Here is a 20,118-nt window from a genome sequence, read left to right as displayed (position 1 = left end):
AGTGCCTAGTGCTAATGTCGTGCTCCCCCCACTTGTCATCCTGAGGGAGCCGCCTCCCGGAACGCCGCCGCTCACGCCGTACTCCTGCGGCGACCAAAGGATCTAGCCGGCGAGGCAAGAGGACGGCGTGACCGGCCGGGCCTCTCGCCACGCGCAGTAGATCCTTCGCTCCGCGCCACAGGTTGGAGCACGGGAGAGGACGGCGAAGCGCGTCGCTCAGGATGACAGAAAGTGGGGGTGCGCCGACACCGCGCACTCACGCACTAACGCACTAACGCACTTCCGTTCCCACTGAGCACTAGGCACTAGGCACTAGGCACTGGGCACTATAAAGCCGGGGAGAGCGCAGAGGCCCTCCCCGGCTCGGGATACCGCGGAGCGCTTAGACCGCCGCCGTGCCCAGGTGCTGCTTGATCTTGGCCTCGAGCGCCGGGCGCGGGACCGCGCCGATCACCTGGTCCACCACCTTGCCGTCCTTGAAGAACAGGATGGTGGGGATGGAGCGCACGTTGAACTGCGCGGCGCTGCGCTGGTTGTTGTCCACGTCCAGCTTGCCGACCGTCACCTGGCCCGCGTAATCGTCCGCGAGCTGCTCCACGATGGGGGCCACCATCCGGCACGGCCCGCACCACACGGCCCAGAAGTCGACCATGGAGAGCCCGGCCTGGCCGGTCACGTCGCTGAAGGTCGCGTCGGTGATCTCTACAACATTCTTGCTGTCCGCCATCTTATACCATCCTGTGCCGAAGGCCGGTAGCCGTGCCCGCGGGGCGGGGCTAACTTGGCGGCTACCTGATTGTTGACTACTCCCGTCACTGCGAGGGCCGATGACCGAGCGGGCGCTGGACCACGTTGGAATCGCGGTTCATTCCCTGGACGATTCGCTCCCCCTCTTCGAATCTATCACCGGAGGGAAGGGGTACGGCCGCGAGGTCGTCGAAAGCCAGGGGGTGGAGGTGGTGTTCGTGGGCGCCGGTGCCGGCCGCCTTGAGCTCCTGGCCCCCATCCGCGACGACTCCGCGGTGGCGAAGTACCTCGCTCGCCGCGGTGCCGGGATGCACCATCTGTGCTACCGCGTCCGAGACATCGCCGCCGAGCTCGCCCGCTACCGCGCCGAGGGCGCCCAGCTCATCGACGAAACCCCTCGCGCCGGCGCCCACGGCCATCGTGTCGCCTTCATACACCCGAAGTCCACGGGCGGCGTTCTAGTGGAGCTTCTGGAGGCGTCGCACCCCGATCCGTAGCGTCCTGCGATCCTAGTACTGACCGGGTGGCACCCTGTGGGGGCGGGGGCGGGGGAGGCGTTCTGACGTGGATTTCCACCACGCCTCCCAGTCGGCCTGGAGCGCGGCCGAGTCGCTCGGAATGCCAGGCAAGCCTGCGAGCTGGGCGCGCGATGCCATGTCCTGCCGCAGGCGCTTGAGCAGCTGCGTGGTCGCGGCGGCTCCTCCACGGTCACGCAGGTAGGTCATGACCGCGAGGGCGGGCGCATAGAACGTGTCGGCCATTCCCGCATCGAGGGCGCTCCCGTCCTCGGGATCCAGATACGCGGTGTCCACCGACGCCCGGCCAAGACTGTCGACGGTAGCCGTGATCTTTGGGATCCGGTCGTCGGCCGGATTGCACACACCCTTACAGGGGCCGACATTCGTCCGGATCGTTACGGTCCTGCGCCAGCGCGTTGCGGCAACACCGCCCGACGGGTGCGGCGTGGCGAGCACCGCCGCGATTGATGGCGGACTCTGGGCCGCGCCCATCACCCGCGCCAGACGTGCATCCCTGTTGGCTCGTGGCTCCATCCACATTGCCACGGATTCGTCGAACCAGTCGGGGAGCGGGGTTCCGTAGTCGCGAGTCGCGCCGTGGTGCGCAGATCCTGGGGGCAAATCCGTTACTCCTATCACCGTCGCGAGGAAGAGGTGCCCGATCTCGTGGGGCAGGACCGAGTCCCGAATATCGGCGAGCCACCCTTCCAGCGAATCGTACTGCCCCGCGCCCGTGGGCGGGTAGTCCAGCTTCCTTCCCACCGTTTCCAGGGTGGCGGACGTGGGCCAGCGGAGCGCCCACCAACCCTGTTCGAACTGCGCACCGACCACCGGCCGTTCGGAGAGGTAGACCCGCATCGGCGGAGCCGGCACGCCGAACAGATCGGTATAGCTCGCCCGCGCCCGCTCGCACGCGCTCCGGGCGAGCTCGAGGTCGGCCGCGGGGGCTTGTCCGGCTACGTCGCACGTGGGCGGCGGGGGAGAGGAACCGCATGCGCCGAGCACCAGGAGCAATGCGGCCCTGGCAAGCCAGCCGCCGGGTGCCGGCTCGGTCACATTGTCCGCCGCGACACGAACGCGCTAGAACGCGATGCGGGTGATGCGCTCGAGATCCACCTGCTCCACCAGCCAGGTGCTGCCGGCGCGGACGGCGGTGAACGGGACCTGCTTGCGCTGGCGGCCGCTGGTCAGGTTCACCGTCATGCGCACCGCCTCGCCGAAGCGGCCGGGGATCTGCTCCTCGTTGGCGATGCTGAACGACTCGTGCTCCAGGATCGAGGCGATGGCGAACATCCGCTGCTCCACCTGCCGCGCCGGGTCGATCCGGTAGATGTTGCCGTCCTTGGTGCCGAAGACCAGCCCCATCTCGCGGTAGTTCTTGGCTTCCACCAGGCGGAGAAAGCGCTCCACCGCGGCGGCCGGGGCCGCTGCGCCGCTGGGACCGGGAGGTGGCGCGGAAGGACGCGCGCCGCCGCACGCGGCGAGTAGGACCAGGATGGCGAGCGGGATGATGCGCCTGAGATGCACGGGGCCTCCGGGAGAACCGCTTGTCGTGGAGATGTGTCGGGGGTGGGTGTGCCTCAAGTGTAGACCTGCTGCGCGGCCCCGCGCAACCCTACGGCTGCACGACCACCTCCGCCTCCCACCGGCGGCCGCTGGTCGCGCCGCCGTTCCAGGGCTGACGGTACACCAGCACCAGCCGCGTGCGCCCCGGCCGCGCCCCGCGGAAGGCGAGGATCTGCGTGCCGCCCGCCCCCACCAGCCCGGGCTGCGTGTTCGACGGCTGGTAGCGCGAGCTGTCGGACGCGAGCACGGCCGTGTCGCCGCCTTCGCGCTGCCAGGAGTACCCGGTCGTCGCGTTGGACTCCAGCGCCACCTCCATGCGCCCGCCCGTGCGGAGCGTCACCGTCTTCCCCGAATTCTCCTGCGTCACCCGCACCACGCCCTGCGGTGCGGCGGTGTCGGCGTCCTCGTTTTGCGGGGCCGCGCAGGCGGCGAGCAGCAGACAGAGCGCGATGCGGAGGGTCATGGCGGGCCTGGATTGGAGGGGTGCGGTGGGAGGGCTGTCGCGGCGCAAGGTAATGCGCGTGCGGACGGCTGTCACGGCGCAAAAAAGCGGAGGCTCGGAGATCTCTCCCCGCGCCTCCGCGTAAGACCCGCCGTTTACGCCGCCACCTCCACCGGAGCCTCAGCACCGGAGCGGAACACGAGCTGGTGCGAGCCCGGCTCCCGGTCCACCACCACCGTATCGCCGTCGCCGAACTCGCCCTCCAGGACGCGCATGGCGAGCGGGTTCTGCACCAGGCGCTGGATGGCGCGCTTCAGCGGGCGCGCGCCGTACGCCGGGTCGTGGCCCTCCTCCGCGATCAGCTGCTTGGCCGCGTCGGTCACCTGCAGCGTGATTTTGCGGTCGGCCAGCATCCGCTCCAGCCGGCGCAGCTGCAGGTCCACGATCACGGTGAGCTCCGCCGTGCCGAGCGGCTTGAACACGATGATGTCGTCCACACGGTTCAGGAACTCCGGGCGGAAGTGGCGCCGCAGCTCGCCGAGCACCGCCGTCTCCACCTCCGCGGCGCCCTCGGGCGTCTCCATCAGGCGCGACCGCTCCAGGATCAGCGGGCTCCCGATGTTGGAGGTCATGATGATGACCGTGTTGCGGAAGTTCACCGTCCGCCCCTGCGAGTCGGTCACCCGCCCGTCGTCCAGGATCTGGAGGAGGACGTTGAAGACGTCGGCGTGCGCCTTCTCGATCTCGTCGAAGAGCACCACCGAGTAAGGGCGCCGCCGCACGGCTTCGGTGAGCTGGCCGCCCTCCTCGTAGCCCACGTACCCCGGGGGCGCGCCGATCAGGCGAGACACGGCGTGCTTCTCCATGTACTCGCTCATGTCGATGCGCACCATCGCCTCCTCGCTGTCGAAGAGGAACTCGGCGAGGGCGCGCGCCGTCTCCGTCTTCCCTACGCCGGTGGGGCCCAGGAAGATGAAGGAGCCGATCGGCCGGTTGGGGTCCTGCATCCCCGCGCGGGAGCGGCGCACGGCGTTGGCCACCGCCTCCGTCGCCTCCGTCTGGCCGATGACGCGCTTGTCCAGGTGCTTGTCCAGGTGCGCCAGCCGCTCGCGGTCGCTCTGCAGCATGCGCGTGACGGGGATGCCGGTCCACTTCGCCACCACCTCGGCGATGTCGTCGCTGTCCACCTCCTCCTTGAGGAAGCGCGACGACTTCTGCAGCTCGGCCAGGCGAGCCTCGTCGTCGGCGATCTCCTTCTGGAGCGCGGGGATCTGGCCGTACTGGATCTCGGCGGCGCGGTTGAGGTCGCCCGTGCGTGAGGCGCGGTCCAGCTCCACCTTGAGCTCGTCCAGCTTCTCCTTGCGCTCGCGCATTTCGGCGATCACCGCCTTCTCGCTCTGCCACTGCGCCTTCATCCCGGACGAGCGCTCCACCAGCCCGGCAATCTCCTCCTCCACGCGGTTCAGGCGGTCGCGGCTCTCGGGGTCGATCTCGCGCTGCAGGGCGTTTCGCTCGATCTCAAGCTGCATGATCCGCCGCTGCACCTCGTCGATTTCCTGCGGCAGCGAGTCGATCTCGATGCGCAGCTTGCTCGCCGCCTCGTCGATCAGGTCGATCGCCTTGTCCGGCAGGAAGCGGTCGCCGATGTAGCGGTTGCTGAGCGTGGCCGCCGACACGATGGCCGGGTCGGTGATCCGCACGCCGTGGTGCACCTCGTAGCGCTCCTTGAGCCCGCGCAGGATGGCGATGGTGGCCTCCACCGTGGGCTCGCCCACGAACACGGGCTGGAAGCGCCGCTCCAGCGCCGCATCCTTTTCGATGTACTGGCGGTACTCGTCCAGCGTGGTGGCGCCCACTAGCCGCAGCTCGCCGCGGGCCAGCGCCGGCTTCAGCATGTTCCCGGCGTCGGGCGACCCCTCCGTCTTCCCCGCCCCGACGATGTTGTGCAGCTCGTCGATGAAGACGATGAACTTGCCCGCCGAGTCGGTCAGCTCCTTGAGGACGGCCTTGAGGCGCTCCTCGAACTCGCCGCGGTACTTGGCGCCGGCCAGCATGGCGCCGATGTCCAGCGACACCAGCGTCTTGTCGCGCAGCCCCTCCGGCACGTCGCCGTTGATGATGCGCTGCGCCAGCCCCTCGGCGATCGCCGTCTTGCCGACGCCGGGCTCGCCGATTAGCACGGGGTTGTTCTTGGTGCGGCGGCTGAGCACCTGCACCACGCGGCGGATCTCCTCGTCGCGGCCGATCACCGGGTCCAGCTTGCCCCGCCGCGCCCGCTCCGTGAGATCGACGGAGAAGCGCTGGAGCGCCTGGTACTTGTCCTCGGGGTTCTGGTCCGTCACGCGGTGCGACCCGCGCACCTGCTGGAGCGCGTCGGCCAGCGTCTCGCGCCGGGCGCCCTGCGCGCGCAGGAGGTCGCGCGTGGTGAACCCCTTCTCCGCCAGTCCGAGAAGCAGGTGCTCGGTGGAGACGTACTCGTCCTTGAGGTCCCGCGCCTCCTGTTCGGCCCGGTCCAGCACCTCGTTCAGCTCGCGCGACAGGTGCGGCTGCGCGCCCGACTGCTTGGGAAGGCGGGCCGCCGCCGCGTCGTTCTCGCTGCGGAGCCGCGCCACGTTCACCCCCACCTTTTGCAGGATGGGGACGACGATCCCCTCCTCCTGGTCGAGCAGCGCCGCCAGCAGGTGGGAGTCTTCTATCTGCGGATTGCCAGCCTGCCGCGCGGCGTTGGACGCCGCCTGTATGGCCTCGCCGGCCTTTACCGTCAAACGTTCGAAATTGGGCATTGGATCTTCACTCCTTTACGCGTCTGGCCGGATCATCGCGGGTGGGAAAAGGAAGTTCTGTGCCGGGGAAATGTGCCGGAATGGCAGGCGGCCCGTGCCCAGCACTGCTCCGCCGCCCGCGGCACGGTTTCTCCTGATGCAGACCCCGTCACCGCTTTTTCTTCCTGGATTGTCAACAGACCATGACCTACGCAACAACGCGCGCCCTCCTGCTCCTCTCCCTCGCCGCGGTTGCCGGGTGCACGCCCGCTGACGCGCGCACACCCCAGCGGCAGACCGGCGAGCCCAATCGGATGGGCAAGATCCCGGTTATCGAGTACCATGTGATCGGCCCTGGCAGAACGGAGTTCCACCGTTCCGTCGACGGGTTCAAGGCGGACCTGGAGCTGCTGTACCGGCGCGGGTATCGGCCCGTAACGGTCGCGGAGATGAACGGGCGCCGCATCGACCGGGTGGTGCCCAGGGGGTACAAGCCTTTCGTGGCCGTCTTCGACGATGCGAGCGCATCGCAGTTCCGCTACCTGGAAGGTGCGGGCGGCAAGCTGGAGATCGATCCTACCAGCGCGGTGGGGATCTGGACGGAGTTCACGCGTACGCACCCCGGGTGGCGCAACGCCGCCACCTTTTGCGTCCTGAGCGCGGCCAGCGGAGGAAACGCCTTCTTCGGCAACGCCAACATCCAGGGGCAGAAGACCGCCTGGCGCTTCCCAAAGATCCAGTACCTGGTGCGGAGCGGATTCGAGATCTGCAATCACACGCTGTGGCACGCCCGGCTGGATCGCTACTCCGATGCAGTAGTCCAGGAGCAGATCGCGCGGCTCGCACTGGCCGTCGACTCGGCCGTACCGGGCTACCGCATCCAGACCTTCGCCCTCCCGCTGGGTATCTGGCCCAAGAACCGCTCGCTCGCCGTGCGTGGCTCATGGCGCGATCCGAGATCCGGGCGTGTGGTGCAATACGAGCACGCCGCCGTCCTCGAGGTCTCCGGCGGCCCCAGCGTGAGTCCCTTCGACCCCCGCTACAACGCGCACAGCATCGACCGCGTGATCGCGCACGGCAACGCGGTCCGCAACACCGTGGAGCGCCTGGACCGCGAGCGCGCCGCGTACGTCTCAGCGGGGCGGTGAGGGCTTCACGGATGACCCGGCGCGACGAACCGATCCCGTAGGTGCGTGATTTATCACGCCCATGCTCGGTGCTGCTCCGTCGCCGTCACGCACACCGATACCCGGTAGGGGCAGACCTGCGTGTCTGCCCCATCCTGCCCCCGCCCCGAATTTCGCGGCGCGCGCGTTATAACTTACGCGTCTTCCACCTGCCGCGGCGGAAGAGGATGGCGCTGACGATGGCGAGGGTGGAGAAGGCGATGGTAATAGACCAGAAGACACCGCGCGGGCCCAGGCCGAGGTGGATTGCGAGCACGTAGGCCAGCGGGATCTCCCATAGCCAGAAGACCACCAGGTTGATGACGGTGGGGGTGAAGGTGTCGCCCGCGCCGTTGAACGACTGGGTGAACACCATGCCGTACGCGTAGAAAAGAAAGCCGCTCGCGATGATGCGCAGACACGAAATCGCGTGGACGGCGACCGCCGGGTCAGTGGTGAAGAGCGAGACGAGTGCGGGGGCGAAGAGGACGAAGATCGCGCCGATCCCGCCCAAGAAGCACAGGTTGTAGAAGCCGGCCTTCCACACGGCCTCCTCCGCACGCTCCGGCTTCCCGGCGCCGAGGGCCTGGCCGACCATGGTGGCGGCGGCGTTGCTCATCCCGAAGCTGGGGAGGAGGGCAAAGATCACCACGCGGATGCCGATGGTGTAGCCCGCCAGCGCGGCGCTTCCAAAGGTGGAGATGATCCGCACCAGCCCGATCCAGCTCGCCGTGCCGACGAGCGACTGCACCGCCGCCGAGCCGGAGAGCCGCGCGACCTGCGCCATCAGCGCCGGGTCCGGGCGCAGGTGGCGGCGGCGCACGGGGATGCGGCCGCCGGGACGGGTAAGCCGCCAGATGGCGTACGCCGCGCCGGCGCTGCGTCCAAAGGTGGTGGCCACCGCGGCACCCGTGACGCCCAGCTTCGGGAAGGGTCCCAGCCCGAAGATCAGGCAGGGAGCCAGCGCCATGTTCAGCGCGTTCGCCATCCAGAGCACGCGCATGGCGATGGCCGCGTCGCCGGCACCGCGGAAGATGGCGTTGACGACGAAGAGGAGGATGATCGCCGCCTCGCCACCGAGCATGATGCGGGCAAAGGTGGCGCCGATCTCGATGACGCCGGGCGACGCGCCCATCAGCACCAGGAGTTGCGGCGCGAACACGACGCCCAGCGCCCCCAGCACCACCGAAACAAGGAGCGCCAGGAGAAGCGATTGCACGGCCGCGCGGGCCGCTCCCTCCGCGTCGCGCTCGCCGATGCGGCGGGCCACCAGCGCGGTGGCCCCGATGGCGAGCCCCATCGCCAGCGCGTACACCGGCATCAGGAGCGACTCGGTGAGCCCCACCGCCGCCACCGCGTCCGCGCCCAGCCGCGAGACGAAAAAGATGTCGACGACCGCGAAGATGCTCTCCATCGACATCTCCAGCACCATGGGGATGGCGAGGAGGAGGATGGAGCGCCCCACGGGGCCCGTGGTGTAGTCCTGCTCCGACCCGCGCAGCGCTTCCCTGATCGAAGAGCCGAGCGTGTGTTCAGGGATGGCGTCCTGCATTCGGATGGCGTGGTGGAAAAGGCGGAGGCACAGAGACGACGTAATCTCTGTGCCTCCGCCCGTCTGCGCGAGAGTGCTGCCTTACGGCGTGGTTTCGGGGACCAGCACCACCTGCACGTAGTTCTGCGCGTTGAGGAAGCGGCGCGCGGCGGCCTGGATGGAGGCGGAGGTCACCCGGTCGGCCAGCGCGGCCTCTGTGGGGATGGTGCGCGGATTCCAGCCGCGGGTGTCGTACGTCACCAGGTTGTTGAGCCAGAACTGGTTGAGGCGCAGGCTGGTCTCCGCGTTGCGGCGCTGCGCCTCACGCACCTTGTTGAGGTCGGCTTCGGGGGCACCCTCGTTCTTGATCTTCTCGATCTCGGCGAAGGTGGCGCGCACCAGCTCGTCCGCGCGGTCGGGCGCGGAGGTGAACTGCACGTTGAGCGTGTAGGCTTCGACCGGGAGGCGCGACACCGTCCAGTTGACGCTCGGCGAGTAGGTGCCGCCCAGCCGCTCGCGGAGAGCCTCGGTGAGGCGGATCTGGAGCAGCTCGCTCAGCGAGCGGAGCCCGTGCACCTCTTCCGGGCGCACCGCGACGGCGCCGGTGAAGGCGAGGCGCGTCATGCTCTTGGGCTCGGTGCCGCGCCTCACCGTCTTGCGCACCACGCCGCGCGGCGGGCGGATCCCCGTGTCGCGCGAGCCCTCGCGGCGCCCTGCGGAGGGGAGGCTCGCCAGGTACTTCTCCACCAGCGGCTTGAGCGAGTCCGGCCGCACGCTACCCACGAAGACGAAGGTGAAGTCGCCCGCGTCGGCAAAGCGGTCGCGGTAGAAGGCGAGCGAGCGGGCCAGGTCCTGCGCCTCGACGGTGGCGGCGTTGAAGGGGCGGGCGCGCGGATGTCCCTGCGCCATCGTAACCTGCACCGTGTCCTGGAAGGCGGACTCGGGGTTTGCGTCGCGGTTGCGCAGGAAGCCGATCATCTGGTTCTTGAACGCCGCCGCGGCCTCCGCATCGCCGCGCGGAGCGGTGAAGTGCAGGTGGATCAGCTGGAAGAGCGTCTCAACGTCCTTGGGCGAGCCGCCGCCGCCGAGCCCTTCCTCGGCGCCGGAGATGAACGGGTTGACCTGCGCCGCCTTCCCCGCGAGCGCCTTCTGCAGCTGCACGCGGTTCATGGAGCCCACGCCGCCCGCCGCCACCGTGGCCGAAGCCATGGAGACCGCCGGGAAGTCCGCGTCGGAGGCCAGCGAGGTGCCGCCGGGGCTGTAGGCGCGGAAGAGCACCTCGTCCGCCTTGAACTCGGTGGGCTTTATGATGACGCGCGCGCCGTTGGACAGGCGCCACTCCACGGTGCCGATCTCGTCCATCCGCCGCTCGCTTACGACGCGGCCAGCGCGAGGAGCGCGGGCCAGCAGCGGGGTGGTCACGACGTTGTCCACGTACGCGGCGACCGGCTTGCCGCGCACCTGCGCAAAGGTGGCGGCGAGCGCCTGCTCGGTCGGCAGGGGGGCTCCGGCCTTCTCGGGCCCGTTGGCCAGGATGACGCGGTTCTGGTCCGTGATCAGCTCGCGGGCCAGGCGGTTCACCTCATCCAGCGTCACGCCGGGGACGAGCGCGCGGTGCATCTCGTACGACGCGGTGGGTCCGGGAGCGGGCTCGCCCTGGAGGAAGTGGGCGACGTAGCGGTCCACGATCTGGCCGGAGCGCATCTTCTCGCGCTCGGCGTACGCCCGCTCCACGCTGCGCAGCAGCTCGGCCTTGGCGCGCTCCAGCTCGCTGGCGGTGAAGCCGTGCTGGCTCACCCGCTCCGCCTCGGTGAGCAGCGAGGTGAGCGCCGGCTCCACCCCGTTCTCCTTGGCGATGGCGTACAGCGTGTAGCTCTCCAGCGTGCGGACGCTGCGCCCCTGGTTGGCGAAGGCCGCCACAAAGGGGGCGTTCGGCGTGCGGGTGATCTCGTCGAAGCGGGCGTTGAGCATGGCGTCGTGGAGCCCTTCCACCACGCCGCGCCGGAAGTCGGCCACGGTGCGGGTGGGGCGCGCCGGGTGCTGGAAGCTCACCTGCACGCTGGTGTTGGTCGCCTCCGGGTCGGTGACGACGGAGAAGCGCGGCTGGGCGTGCGCGGGCACCTGCATCACCGGGCGCGGCGGGGCCGAGCGGGGCGCCGCCATGGAGCCGAACTTCTCGCGGATCAGCGCCTCGGCGCGGGCGGGGTCGATGTCGCCCACCACCACCACCGCCATCAGGTCGGGGCGGTACCAGTCGGTGTAAAACCGGCGCAGGTCGGCGGCGGAGAAGCCCTGCAGCGACTCGCGCGTGCCGATGGGGAGCCGCTCGGCGTACGCGGAGCCGGCGAACTCCACCGGGAACTGCTTGAGCGCCATCCGCATCCCCGCCCCGCGGCCGCGGCGCCACTCCTCGATCACCACGCCGCGCTCGCGCTCGATCTCCTCGTCGTCCAGCATCTGCCCGCCGGCCCAGTCCGCCAGGATCTGGAAGCCGCGCTCCACCACGCGCGCGCTGTCGGTGGGGATGGGGAGGATGTAGACGGTCTCGTCGAAGGAGGTGTAGGCGTTGAGGTGCGCGCCGAACTGCACGCCGACGCCCTGCAGGTAGTTCACCAGCTCGTTCTTGGCGAAGTTGCGCGTCCCGTTGAACGCCATGTGCTCCAGGAAGTGCGCCAGCCCGAGCTGCTTGGGGTCTTCCAGCACGCTCCCCGCGTTGACCGCCAGGCGCAGCTCCACGCGATTGGGGGGCTCGCGGTTGGGCTGGATGTAGTAGCGCAACCCGTTGGGCAGCGTCCCCATCCGCACCGCCGGATCCAGCGGGATCTCCTGCGTGAGTGCGGGCTGCTGCGCCAGCAGCGCCGGCGCGGGCGCAAAGGCGAGCGCCGCGGCAGCAACCGCCACCGGGAACCTGATCGTGTGTCGCATAGGGAGCGGGGGGGGAGTAGGTAGGACGGTCCGAAAGGGGCAGCGGAAAGGTTGCGCCGCACATGGCCGGCGTCAATGCGCGCCGGCCGAAACGGCGGTTTCACACAGAGACACAGAGGGTACAGCAAGAACAGAAAAGGGTTTCCTCTGCGCCTTGTAGTTCCCTCTGTGATCTCTGTGTGATGCTATTTCAACGCACCTCCCTCACGGCCCCATCAGCAGCGCGTTCACGTACAGCGGCTGCATCGAGCGCCAGAACAACCGAAACAGCGGATCGTCGGCGAAGAGAACGACGCTGCCCTGCCCCATGCGCCGGGTCGCGACGACGGAGCCCTCACCGAGGCGGCGCAGGTTCTCGGGGGAGATGACGCCGGAGATGCGCGCGGGGTTCCGCGGGAGGTAGGCGACCGTCTCCAGGTTCTCGGCGGGCTCGAAGACCGTGGTGCCCTGGTGCAGCGTAAAGGTCTCGCCCGGACGCCCGTCCAGCCCCGCGCCGAAGGCCAGCGGGTGCGCCGGGTCCAGCCGCAGCGGGAGGATGGTGCCGGGGACCTCCTGGCGCCACTCCTGCCGCTCCCGCTCCTCGCGCCCCGCCAGATAGCGGGTGCGCGCGTTCCCCGTGTCGCGCCCGGCCTCGCGCAGCTTGACCTCGGCCATCCCCGCGATCGCCTCCGCGCCCCCGGCGATGGCCACCAGGCGCCCGCCGCGCTGCACCCACGCCTTGAGCGCGTCGGTCGCGTCCCTGACCGCGCGCGGCGATGCGTCGGGGAGCACGATCACCTGGTAGTCCGAGAGGTCGGCCGAGGCCAGATCGGTGGCCTGGACGGCGTCGAAGGGTACGCCGAGCTGCTGGTCGAGAAAGAACCAGTGCGCGCCGAACGACGTCGGGCTCACCCCCTCGCCCGAGACGACGGCGACGCGCGGCAGCTTGATGTTGGCGACGTTCTCGCTCCCCAGGTCGATGCCGCCCTCGCTGAGGCCGCTGGAGATGGGGATCGCGACGCTTCCGAGGCCGACGCGGGTGAGGCGCACCTGGAGCGAGTCGTTGCCGCGCGCGGGGATGAACCACGTCCCCGCCGGGTAGCGGCGGCCCGCAAAGGTGGAGGGCTTGCCGAGCACCCGCGCCCGGCCGCCGGCGCGCAGTAGGCTGACGACGCCGCGCGACGCCTGCTCGCCCGGCGCCACCAGGTAGCCGAACGCGCTGGGCTGCGGCGCCGAGCCGGCCGTCAGCGTCTCGGTGCCGGTGGTGCGCACGGGGGTCCATCCGGTACCGCCGCCCGTCGCGCGGTAGGCGGCCACCCCGTAGGCGTACGGAAGCGACCAGGCGCTGACGTCGTACGAGTACTCGGCCTTGAGCACCGTCTCCGGCTGCAGCAGGGTGATGGCGAGGCGGCCCAGCGGCTGGCGTGCGCGCACGCGGTAGGTGCCCGCGGGGAAGTCGCTGCGCGCCGGGAAGCCCGGGTACGCCGTCGTGCCCGCGCGGAAGCCGGCGGAAGCGCGCTCCACCTCGATCCCCTGGCGGCGGAGGTGCGCCACCAGCGACTCGATGCGGCTGGGATCGGTGCCCGGCACCAGGAGGAAGTCGCGCTCGCCCTGGCCGACGGTGCGCTGCCCGGCGGCGTAGTCCATCAGCAGCTGCGCCTTGCCGGCGGCGGCGGTGCGCAGGGTGGCCTGGCCGCTGGCGTGGTGGTGGAGCGCGCGGTCACGCAGCGTCAGCGTGTCGCCCGACTCCTGGATCACCGCCTGCCCCGCCGCGCCGTGCCCCGCCTGCTCGTACGTCATCCCCACCGCGCCCGTGAGCGACGGCCACGAGTCGCCGTAGCCGGGGTAGAAGAGGTCGAACGCCTCCCCCGTATAGTAGGCCCAGCCCTGCGCGTCGAAGGTGCGCGCGTTCTCCTGCCCGAAGCGCTTCCCCCAGGCCAGGATGTGCTGCGGGTAGATGGGGTTGATGGGCGCCGACGCCGGGAAGAAGAAGTACGACGAGTTGTAGTACATCTCGTGGAAATCGACGTGCACCTGCGGGTTGTAGCGGAACCAGGTGGCCAGCCGCGCCCGCGTCTCCACCTGCGTGGACCACGACCAGTCGCGGTTCAGGTCAAAGAGGTAGTGGTTGAAGCGCCCGCCCGGCCACGGCTCGCGGTGCTCGCGCGACACGGCGTTGAGGTTGGGCTCCGCGCCGCGAACCGATCGGTACCACTGCACGTAGCGGTCGCGCCCGTCCGGGTTGGCGACGGGGTCGATGATGACCACCAGCGACTGCAGGACGCCGCGCACCTCGGCCGCGTCGCGGGCTAGGTCGTAGGCCGTGTACAGCGCCGCCTCGCTGGACGAGCTCTCGTTGCCGTGCACGCCGTAGCTGAAGTACACCACCGCCGGGTTGGACGCGGCGATCTGCCGCGCGCGCTCCGCCGTCGTCTCGGGGCGGGTCAGCTCGGCGTTGGCGGCAAGGATGGCGTCCAGCCGCGCCAGGTTCTCGGGCGTGGCGATGACCATCTGGAAGAGCTCGCGCCCCTCGTACGTCTGGCCGTAGGGGCGGTACTCCACCCGCGGCGAGGCGGCATCCAGCGCGCGGGCGTACTGCTGCACGCCCGCGTACGGGGTGAAGCGCTCACCGAGCTGGTAGCCCAGCACCTGCGCTGGGGAGGGTGGATCCGCCTGCGCCCGGAGCCCGGACGCGGTGCCGAGGAGCGCGGCCGCCAGGAGAAGCGTGCGAAGTGCCATGCGTGTGGTCGTATGGGTGCGTGGGGCGCGGTCGGGAGGGTGCCCGCGCGCAAGCTACGCGGCCCCGTGGGGGCGCGCAACGCGGCTTGACACCGTCCGCCCCGGCGGGTACGCTCCACCCGACCGCCGCCTCGCTCCCGTCCAGCCCATGCGCCCGTGAAGCTCCACCGATCCGCCCTGCTCGCCCTGCTGCTCGCCGCCTGCGGAACCGAAGGCGCGAGCGGAGGCATTTCCCGAGAGCAGTTCATCCGCGCCAACGTGGCCCTGCGCGCGGTGAGCGACACGGCGCGGCAGGTAGACACGCTCCGCGCGCGCGCGCTGCGCAAGGAGAAGGTGACGCCCGCGCAGCTGACGGCGTGGCTGCAGGCGCACAAGGAAAACCCGGAGCTCCTGGCCGAGACGTGGACCGAGATCTCGCGCCGCGCGGACGCCGCGGACTCGGTGAACCGCCCGAAGCCGCCGCACCGCCCCTACGTCGCGCCCCCTCCGCCGCCGCCCGCCACCAACCCTGCGCCGCCGATGCCGCCTCCTCCGCCGGTAAGCCGCCCCGCACCGCCCTCCGGCCCGCCAGGCGGATACCAGACGCCGGAGCCGCGCCCGCAGATCAAGCGCCCGCCCCCGCCCGACAGCGCCGGCGCACCGCCGACGCCGTAACACCATCACACAGAGGGCGCAGAGGGAACTACGAGGCGCAGAGAACCTCCTTCGGTTTCATCTTGTGGTTCCCCTCTGCGGCTCTGTGTGATGCCGCCGTTGCAGTTCCTGCCTTGACCGTCCTTGCAGCTTCAAGCATCTTCAACTTGCGGTCATCAGGCTCGCGCTACAGCCGCGCACAGGCATCCAGCCGCCAAGAGGGCTCACCGTATGGGGTGTTTGGCACTCAACGCATCCTTTGAACCTCTCACCATCCTCCCGGTGGAGCGGGCCCTGCGGCTCGTGCTGGAGAGGAAGGCGGAGGTGCTGGAGGCGGACGACGCACGAATTTTCCGCTCGGAACGCTCGCGGATCGCCTGTCCCCTGGTGATCCGCCTGAAGCGCTACGTGCACGTCCCGCGCAGGTTCCGCCGGCAGGTCACCAACACCTTCCTCTTTGCGCGCGACGGCTACCGCTGCCAGTACTGCCTGCGGCACCGCGGCACGCTGCGCGGGCGCGAGTTCCTGACGCGCGACCACGTGCACCCGCTCTCGCGCGGCGGCGACAACGTGTGGGAGAACGTCGCCACGGCGTGCTCGCACTGCAACAACCGCAAGGGGAACCACCTTCCCGAGGAGTGCGGGATGGTGCTGCACACTTCACCGCGCGAGCCCAACTACGTGGAGCTGGTGTGGGCGGTGCGCCGCGTGACCGACGTGCAGGCGAAGTACATCGCCATGTTCTACGGCGAAGAGGTGCTGGAGGCGCTGCGCCGCCACGACCGCGAGGCCGAGACGCGCGACGCGGAGCACTCTCAAGACGGGGAACGCCACCTCGCGCTGCTGTCCTGATAGGGCGGGTCGCCACCACGGCGGTCCGCCCTCTTCACGTCCGTCCCCTGTCCCGGCGCGTGCGCCCCGCGCTACCTTGGGGCCGCTCACACGCGTTCACTCTGCACTCGATCGACATGCGCCCGAAGCTCCACGCCGCCCTCGCCGCCGCGATCCTCGCCGGCCCGCTCGCCGCCCAGCAGCCCGCGTCCGTGCCTGACGGGCCGCGCGTGCGGCAGGCGCTCGCCTTCGTGGCGCGTACGGAGCCGCAGACCATCGAGGAGCAGATCGCCATCTGCGAGATCGAGGCGCCGCCCTTCAAGGAGGCCCGCCGCGCCGCCGACTACCGCCGCCGCATGGAGGCGCTGGGGCTGCGCAACATCCGCATCGACTCCGTGGGCAACGTGATCGGCGAGCGCCCCGGCGAGCCCGGCCAGCCGGTGATCGTCATCTCCGGCCACCTGGACACCGTCTTCCCCGAGGGAACGGACGTGCGGGTGAAGCGCGAGGGCACCCTCCTGCGCGGCCCCGGCATCGGCGACGACTGCCGCGGGCTGGCCGTGGTGCTCGCGGTGGCGCGGGCCATGAACGACGCGCAGATCCGCACGCGCGGCACCGTGCTCTTCGTCGGCACCGTGGGCGAGGAGGGGGCGGGCGACCTGCGCGGGGTGCGCCACCTGTTCGAGAAGGAGCTGCGAGGGCGCGTCACGCACTTCATCTCGGTGGACGGCACCGGCTACACGATGACCAAGGACGCGGTGGGGAGCTACCGCTACCGGGTGGCCTACAAGGGTCCCGGCGGCCACAGCTACAGCGACTTCGGGATGCCAAACCCGACGCACGCCCTCGGCCGCGCCATCGCCAGGATCGCCGACTTCCAGGTCCCCGCCGAGCCCAAGGTCACCTTCAGCGTGGGCGTGGTGCAGGGCGGCACCTCGGTGAACGCCATCGCGGGCGAGGCGAGCATGCTGGTGGACATGCGCTCGGTGAACCCGGCCGCGCTGGACTCGGTGGACCGCCGCTTCCACGCCGCCGTGCGCCAGGCGGTGGAGGAGGAGAACGCCCGCTGGGCGGACACCGTGCGCCTGACGGTGGACGTGCAGCGCACCGGCACCCGCCCCGCCGGCACCCAGCGCGACGACGCCCCCATCGTCCGCGCCGCGCGCGCGGCCGGCGAGCGCCTGGGATTCACTCCGGAAGCCAGCCCCTCCAGCACCGACGCCAACATCCCAATCTCCCTCGGCATTTCATCGCTGACCATCGACGCGGGCGGCACCGGCCAGGGCGCGCACTCGCTGGCGGAGAGCTGGGATTCGAAGGGGAGCGAAAAGGGGACGCAGTGGGCGCTGCTGCTGGTGCTGGCGCTGGCGGGGGTGCGGTAGGGGGGCCTCTCCCACAGCGTCGCTCCGCGATGCATCCCCCTCCCCCGAAACTGCCTGGGGAGGGGGTTTGCATAGATCGATGTGTGGCGCACGGGCGGCGCGGGGGAAGGCACGGGCAGCCACGTGGGGCGGCCCCTACATGGTGTTGGTGTGTGGGGCGAGGGTCGAAGTGGCGGCGAGGGAGGGCAGACACGCAGGTCTGCCCCTACGAGATTTGGGCGTTACGAAGAGGTCGAGACACGCAGAGGGTGGGCGCGATGAATCGCGCCCCTACCACGGATGTCGCGGCATGCGCTGAAAAGCTCCCCCCTCTCTCGATAGCAGAGGCGCCAGCCTCTCCTGTTATCGGGAGAGGGGGGTTGGGGGGGTGGGGGCCTCTACAACAGCGCCACCGGATCCCGATCCAGCGCCAGCCGCAAATCCGCCTTGTTCTTGGGGATGTCGAAGCGCTCGTGGAAGTAGCGCGCGACCTCGCCCAGGAGCTTGGAGCTGCCGGAGCGCAGGAGGAAGTGCCAGCGCCAGCGGTTGCGGATGCGGTCGATGGGGCACGGCGCGGGGCCTACCAGCGCCACCTCCGCCAGCTTGCGTGTGGCCAGGAGGCCCTGGACCCACTCGGCGGCGGCGACGGCGAGCTCCTGGGTGGGGGCCTCCTCAAGGCCGCTGATCACCACGTTCACCAAGCGTGAGTGCGGCGGGTAGCTGGGCTCGCGGCGCGCCTCCAGCTCACGGCCGGCGAAGCCCACGAAGTCGTGGTCCGTGGCGCTCTCGATGGCGTAGTGGCTGGGGAGCGCCGTCTGGATGAACACCTCCCCGCCCTTCGGCCCGCGCCCCGCCCGCCCAGCCACCTGCGTCAGTAGTTGGAAGGTGCGCTCCGTGGCGCGAAAGTCGGGGAGGTTGATCCCCACGTCGGCGTTGATGACGCCGACGAGCGTCACGTTGGGGAAGTCGAGGCCCTTGGCGATCATCTGCGTGCCGAGGAGGATGTCCACCTCGCGGCGCTCCACGCGGCCCAGGATGTCGTGGTGCGCCCACTTGCCGCCCGTGGTGTCCACGTCCATCCGCGCGATGCGGGCGGAGGGGAACGCCTCCCCCACCGAGCGCTCCACCTGCTCCGTGCCCACGCCGCGGAAGCTCAGGTCCATGGAGCCGCACGCCGTGCACGACTTTGGCGACTGCTCCTCGTGCAGGCAGTAGTGGCAGGTCAGCAGGCCCCGCCGCCGGTGGAAGGTCAGCGACACGTTGCAGTTGGGGCAGTGCCACACCAGCCCGCAGTCGCGGCACTGCACGAAGCTGGCGTAGCCGCGGCGGTTCAGCAGGAGGATCGTCTGCTCCTCGAGCCGTATCCGCTCGTGGACGGCGTTCACCAGCACGTCGGCGAGGATGATGGGGCCCATGTCGGCCTTCTGCAGCGGGCCGGCGGTCTCCTTTTGCCGCTTGCGCTCCTGGCGCAGGTCGACGATGCGGATGGGGGGGAGGGGCTGGCCGCCGACGCGCTCGGGGAGTTCGACGAGGGTGTACTTGCCGGTCTGCGCGTTGGTCCAGCTTTCCAGAGCGGGGGTGGCGGAGCCCAGCAGACAGACGGCGCCCTCGATGTGCGCGCGCACCACGGCGACTTCGCGGGCGTGGTAGCGCGGCGCGTCGGCCTGCTTGTACGAGGACTCGTGCTCCTCGTCCACCACGATGGCGCCTAGGTTGGACAGCGGCGCGAAGACGGCCGAGCGGGCACCCACTACGATCTGCTTCTCGCCGGCGCGCAGGGAGCGCCACTCGTCGTAGCGCTCGCCGTCGGAGAGGGCGGAGTGCAGCACGGCCACGCGGTCGCCGAAGACGGCCTTGAAGCGCCCCACCGTCTGCGGCGTGAGCGCGATCTCGGGGACCAGAACGATGGCGGTCTTCCCCTGCCGCTCCACCACTTCGCGCAGCAGCTCGATGTAGACCAGCGTCTTGCCGGAGCCGGTGACGCCGCGCAGCAGAAAGGTGCCGGGGTCGGCGGTGCGCGTGGCGGCGGTGAGGCGGCGGATGATGCCGGCCTGCGCCGGGGTCGGCCGCAGCTTGGGTGCGGCGCCGACCTCGATGTTGGCGTATGGGTCGCGCGACACCTCCTCGTCGGCCACCGCGGCGAGCCCCTTCTCCACCAGCCCCTTCACGACCGTGCTGGAGAAGCCCAGGGTGCCGGTGAGGTGGCTCAGCTCTGACTGGCCGCCGAGCGCCTCCAGCATCTCGTACGCCTCGCGCTGGCGGGGGGCGCGCGCAAAGATCCCCTCGCGCTCCAGGAGCGAGGGGACGTGGCGGACGATGCGCACCACGCGGCGGGTGCGGACCGGGGGTGCGGTGCGCGGTCCCTCGCTGTCCACGCGCACCAGCCCGGCATCGGTGAGGCGGCGGATGACGGGCCACCACGCGCGGTCCCCCATGTCGCGCCGCAGCCGGGCGACGGGCTGCGGGCCCTCGCGGCTCTGCAGCCAGCGGACGAGCTTGGCTTCCTGCGGCGAGAGGCTCTCTTCGTCCACGGTCGCGCCGTCCTCCAGCGCGACGTAATCCGTGGTGGACTCGGTGAGCCCGGCGGGGAGCGCGGTGCGCAGCACCTGGCCGAGCGGCGCCAGGTAGTACTCCGCGATCCACCTCGACAGCCCCAGGATGGCGGGGGTGGCGCTGGGCACCGCTTCGAGCACCCCCGCGATCGGCTTGATCCGCTCCACCTTGCCGCCTGGCTCGCCGTCGACCACGCGGTCGATCCACCCGATCTTTTCCTTGCTCCCGAACGGCACGAGAACACGCGCGCCCGGCTGTGCGGCCGGGCGCATCTCGTCCGGCACCCGGTAGGTAAAGGTGCGCGGAAGGGGGAGCGGAAGGGCGACTTCGACGAACAACTTCGGGGAATGGGGAATGGGGAAATG

The 20,118-nt window shown here is 70.3% G+C and carries 14 protein-coding genes; 5 read left to right on the top strand and 9 right to left on the bottom strand.

Going from position 1 to position 20,118, the window contains the following annotated elements:
* Positions 1–382: 382 nt before the first annotated feature.
* Positions 383–727, bottom strand: a complete 345-nt coding sequence (gene trxA / locus VF584_12925) for a thioredoxin (protein ID HEX8211069.1) — start codon at positions 725–727, stop codon at positions 383–385.
* Between the two features lie 100 nt (positions 728–827).
* Between trxA and mce the strand changes: the two genes are divergently transcribed.
* A complete protein-coding gene (mce, locus tag VF584_12920; protein ID HEX8211068.1) occupies positions 828–1,244 on the top strand; it encodes a methylmalonyl-CoA epimerase in 417 nt (138 codons plus the stop codon).
* Positions 1,245–1,256: 12 nt separating this feature from the next.
* Here the strand turns inward: mce and VF584_12915 are convergent, their stop codons facing one another.
* From VF584_12915 to clpB, 4 genes are all read right to left on the bottom strand, one after another.
* Complete coding sequence (locus VF584_12915) at positions 1,257–2,321, bottom strand: hypothetical protein (protein HEX8211067.1); 1,065 nt, start codon at positions 2,319–2,321, stop codon at positions 1,257–1,259.
* Between the two features lie 24 nt (positions 2,322–2,345).
* Entirely contained in the window at positions 2,346–2,792 is a 447-nt protein-coding gene (locus VF584_12910) for a hypothetical protein (GenBank protein ID HEX8211066.1), read from the bottom strand.
* 88 nt (positions 2,793–2,880) lie between these two features.
* Entirely contained in the window at positions 2,881–3,294 is a 414-nt protein-coding gene (locus VF584_12905; protein ID HEX8211065.1) for a protease inhibitor I42 family protein, read from the bottom strand.
* Between the two features lie 134 nt (positions 3,295–3,428).
* Positions 3,429–6,056, bottom strand: coding sequence for an ATP-dependent chaperone ClpB (gene clpB, locus VF584_12900; GenBank protein ID HEX8211064.1), 2,628 nt, complete (start codon positions 6,054–6,056; stop codon positions 3,429–3,431).
* A 182-nt stretch (positions 6,057–6,238) separates the two neighbouring features.
* Here clpB and VF584_12895 point away from each other — a divergent pair, with 182 nt between their 5' ends.
* The gene (locus VF584_12895) at positions 6,239–7,183 is read left to right on the top strand and encodes a polysaccharide deacetylase family protein (GenBank protein ID HEX8211063.1); all 945 of its coding nucleotides are present in this window, start codon (positions 6,239–6,241) and stop codon (positions 7,181–7,183) included.
* 166 nt (positions 7,184–7,349) lie between these two features.
* On the opposite strand, the gene VF584_12890 is transcribed toward VF584_12895, so the two are convergent.
* From VF584_12890 to VF584_12880, 3 genes are all read right to left on the bottom strand, one after another.
* On the bottom strand, positions 7,350–8,753 hold the full coding sequence (locus VF584_12890; protein ID HEX8211062.1) for an MATE family efflux transporter: 1,404 nt from the start codon (positions 8,751–8,753) through the stop codon (positions 7,350–7,352).
* Positions 8,754–8,834: 81 nt separating this feature from the next.
* Entirely contained in the window at positions 8,835–11,633 is a 2,799-nt protein-coding gene (locus tag VF584_12885) for an insulinase family protein (protein ID HEX8211061.1), read from the bottom strand.
* Between the two features lie 228 nt (positions 11,634–11,861).
* Positions 11,862–14,375: a M14 family metallopeptidase gene (locus VF584_12880; GenBank protein HEX8211060.1), complete on the bottom strand. Its 2,514-nt coding sequence runs from the start codon at positions 14,373–14,375 to the stop codon at positions 11,862–11,864.
* Positions 14,376–14,531: 156 nt separating this feature from the next.
* Between VF584_12880 and VF584_12875 the strand changes: the two genes are divergently transcribed.
* The 3 genes from VF584_12875 to VF584_12865 all read left to right on the top strand — a co-directional run bounded on the left by VF584_12875 (position 14,532) and on the right by VF584_12865 (position 17,221).
* The gene (locus VF584_12875) at positions 14,532–15,029 is read left to right on the top strand and encodes a hypothetical protein (GenBank protein HEX8211059.1); all 498 of its coding nucleotides are present in this window, start codon (positions 14,532–14,534) and stop codon (positions 15,027–15,029) included.
* A gap of 219 nt (positions 15,030–15,248) precedes the next feature.
* On the top strand, positions 15,249–15,860 hold the full coding sequence (locus VF584_12870) for an HNH endonuclease (GenBank protein ID HEX8211058.1): 612 nt from the start codon (positions 15,249–15,251) through the stop codon (positions 15,858–15,860).
* Between the two features lie 116 nt (positions 15,861–15,976).
* Positions 15,977–17,221, top strand: a complete 1,245-nt coding sequence (locus tag VF584_12865; GenBank protein HEX8211057.1) for a M20/M25/M40 family metallo-hydrolase — start codon at positions 15,977–15,979, stop codon at positions 17,219–17,221.
* 377 nt (positions 17,222–17,598) lie between these two features.
* Here the strand turns inward: VF584_12865 and priA are convergent, their stop codons facing one another.
* Complete coding sequence (gene priA, locus VF584_12860) at positions 17,599–20,091, bottom strand: primosomal protein N' (GenBank protein HEX8211056.1); 2,493 nt, start codon at positions 20,089–20,091, stop codon at positions 17,599–17,601.
* Positions 20,092–20,118: the final 27 nt, after the last annotated feature.

This window comes from Longimicrobium sp. (assembly GCA_036389135.1).
Taxonomy (GTDB): Bacteria; Gemmatimonadota; Gemmatimonadetes; order Longimicrobiales; family Longimicrobiaceae; genus Longimicrobium.
The sequence above is the reverse complement of the archived record's forward strand: the minus strand, read 5'-3'. Positions and strand labels throughout refer to the sequence as shown.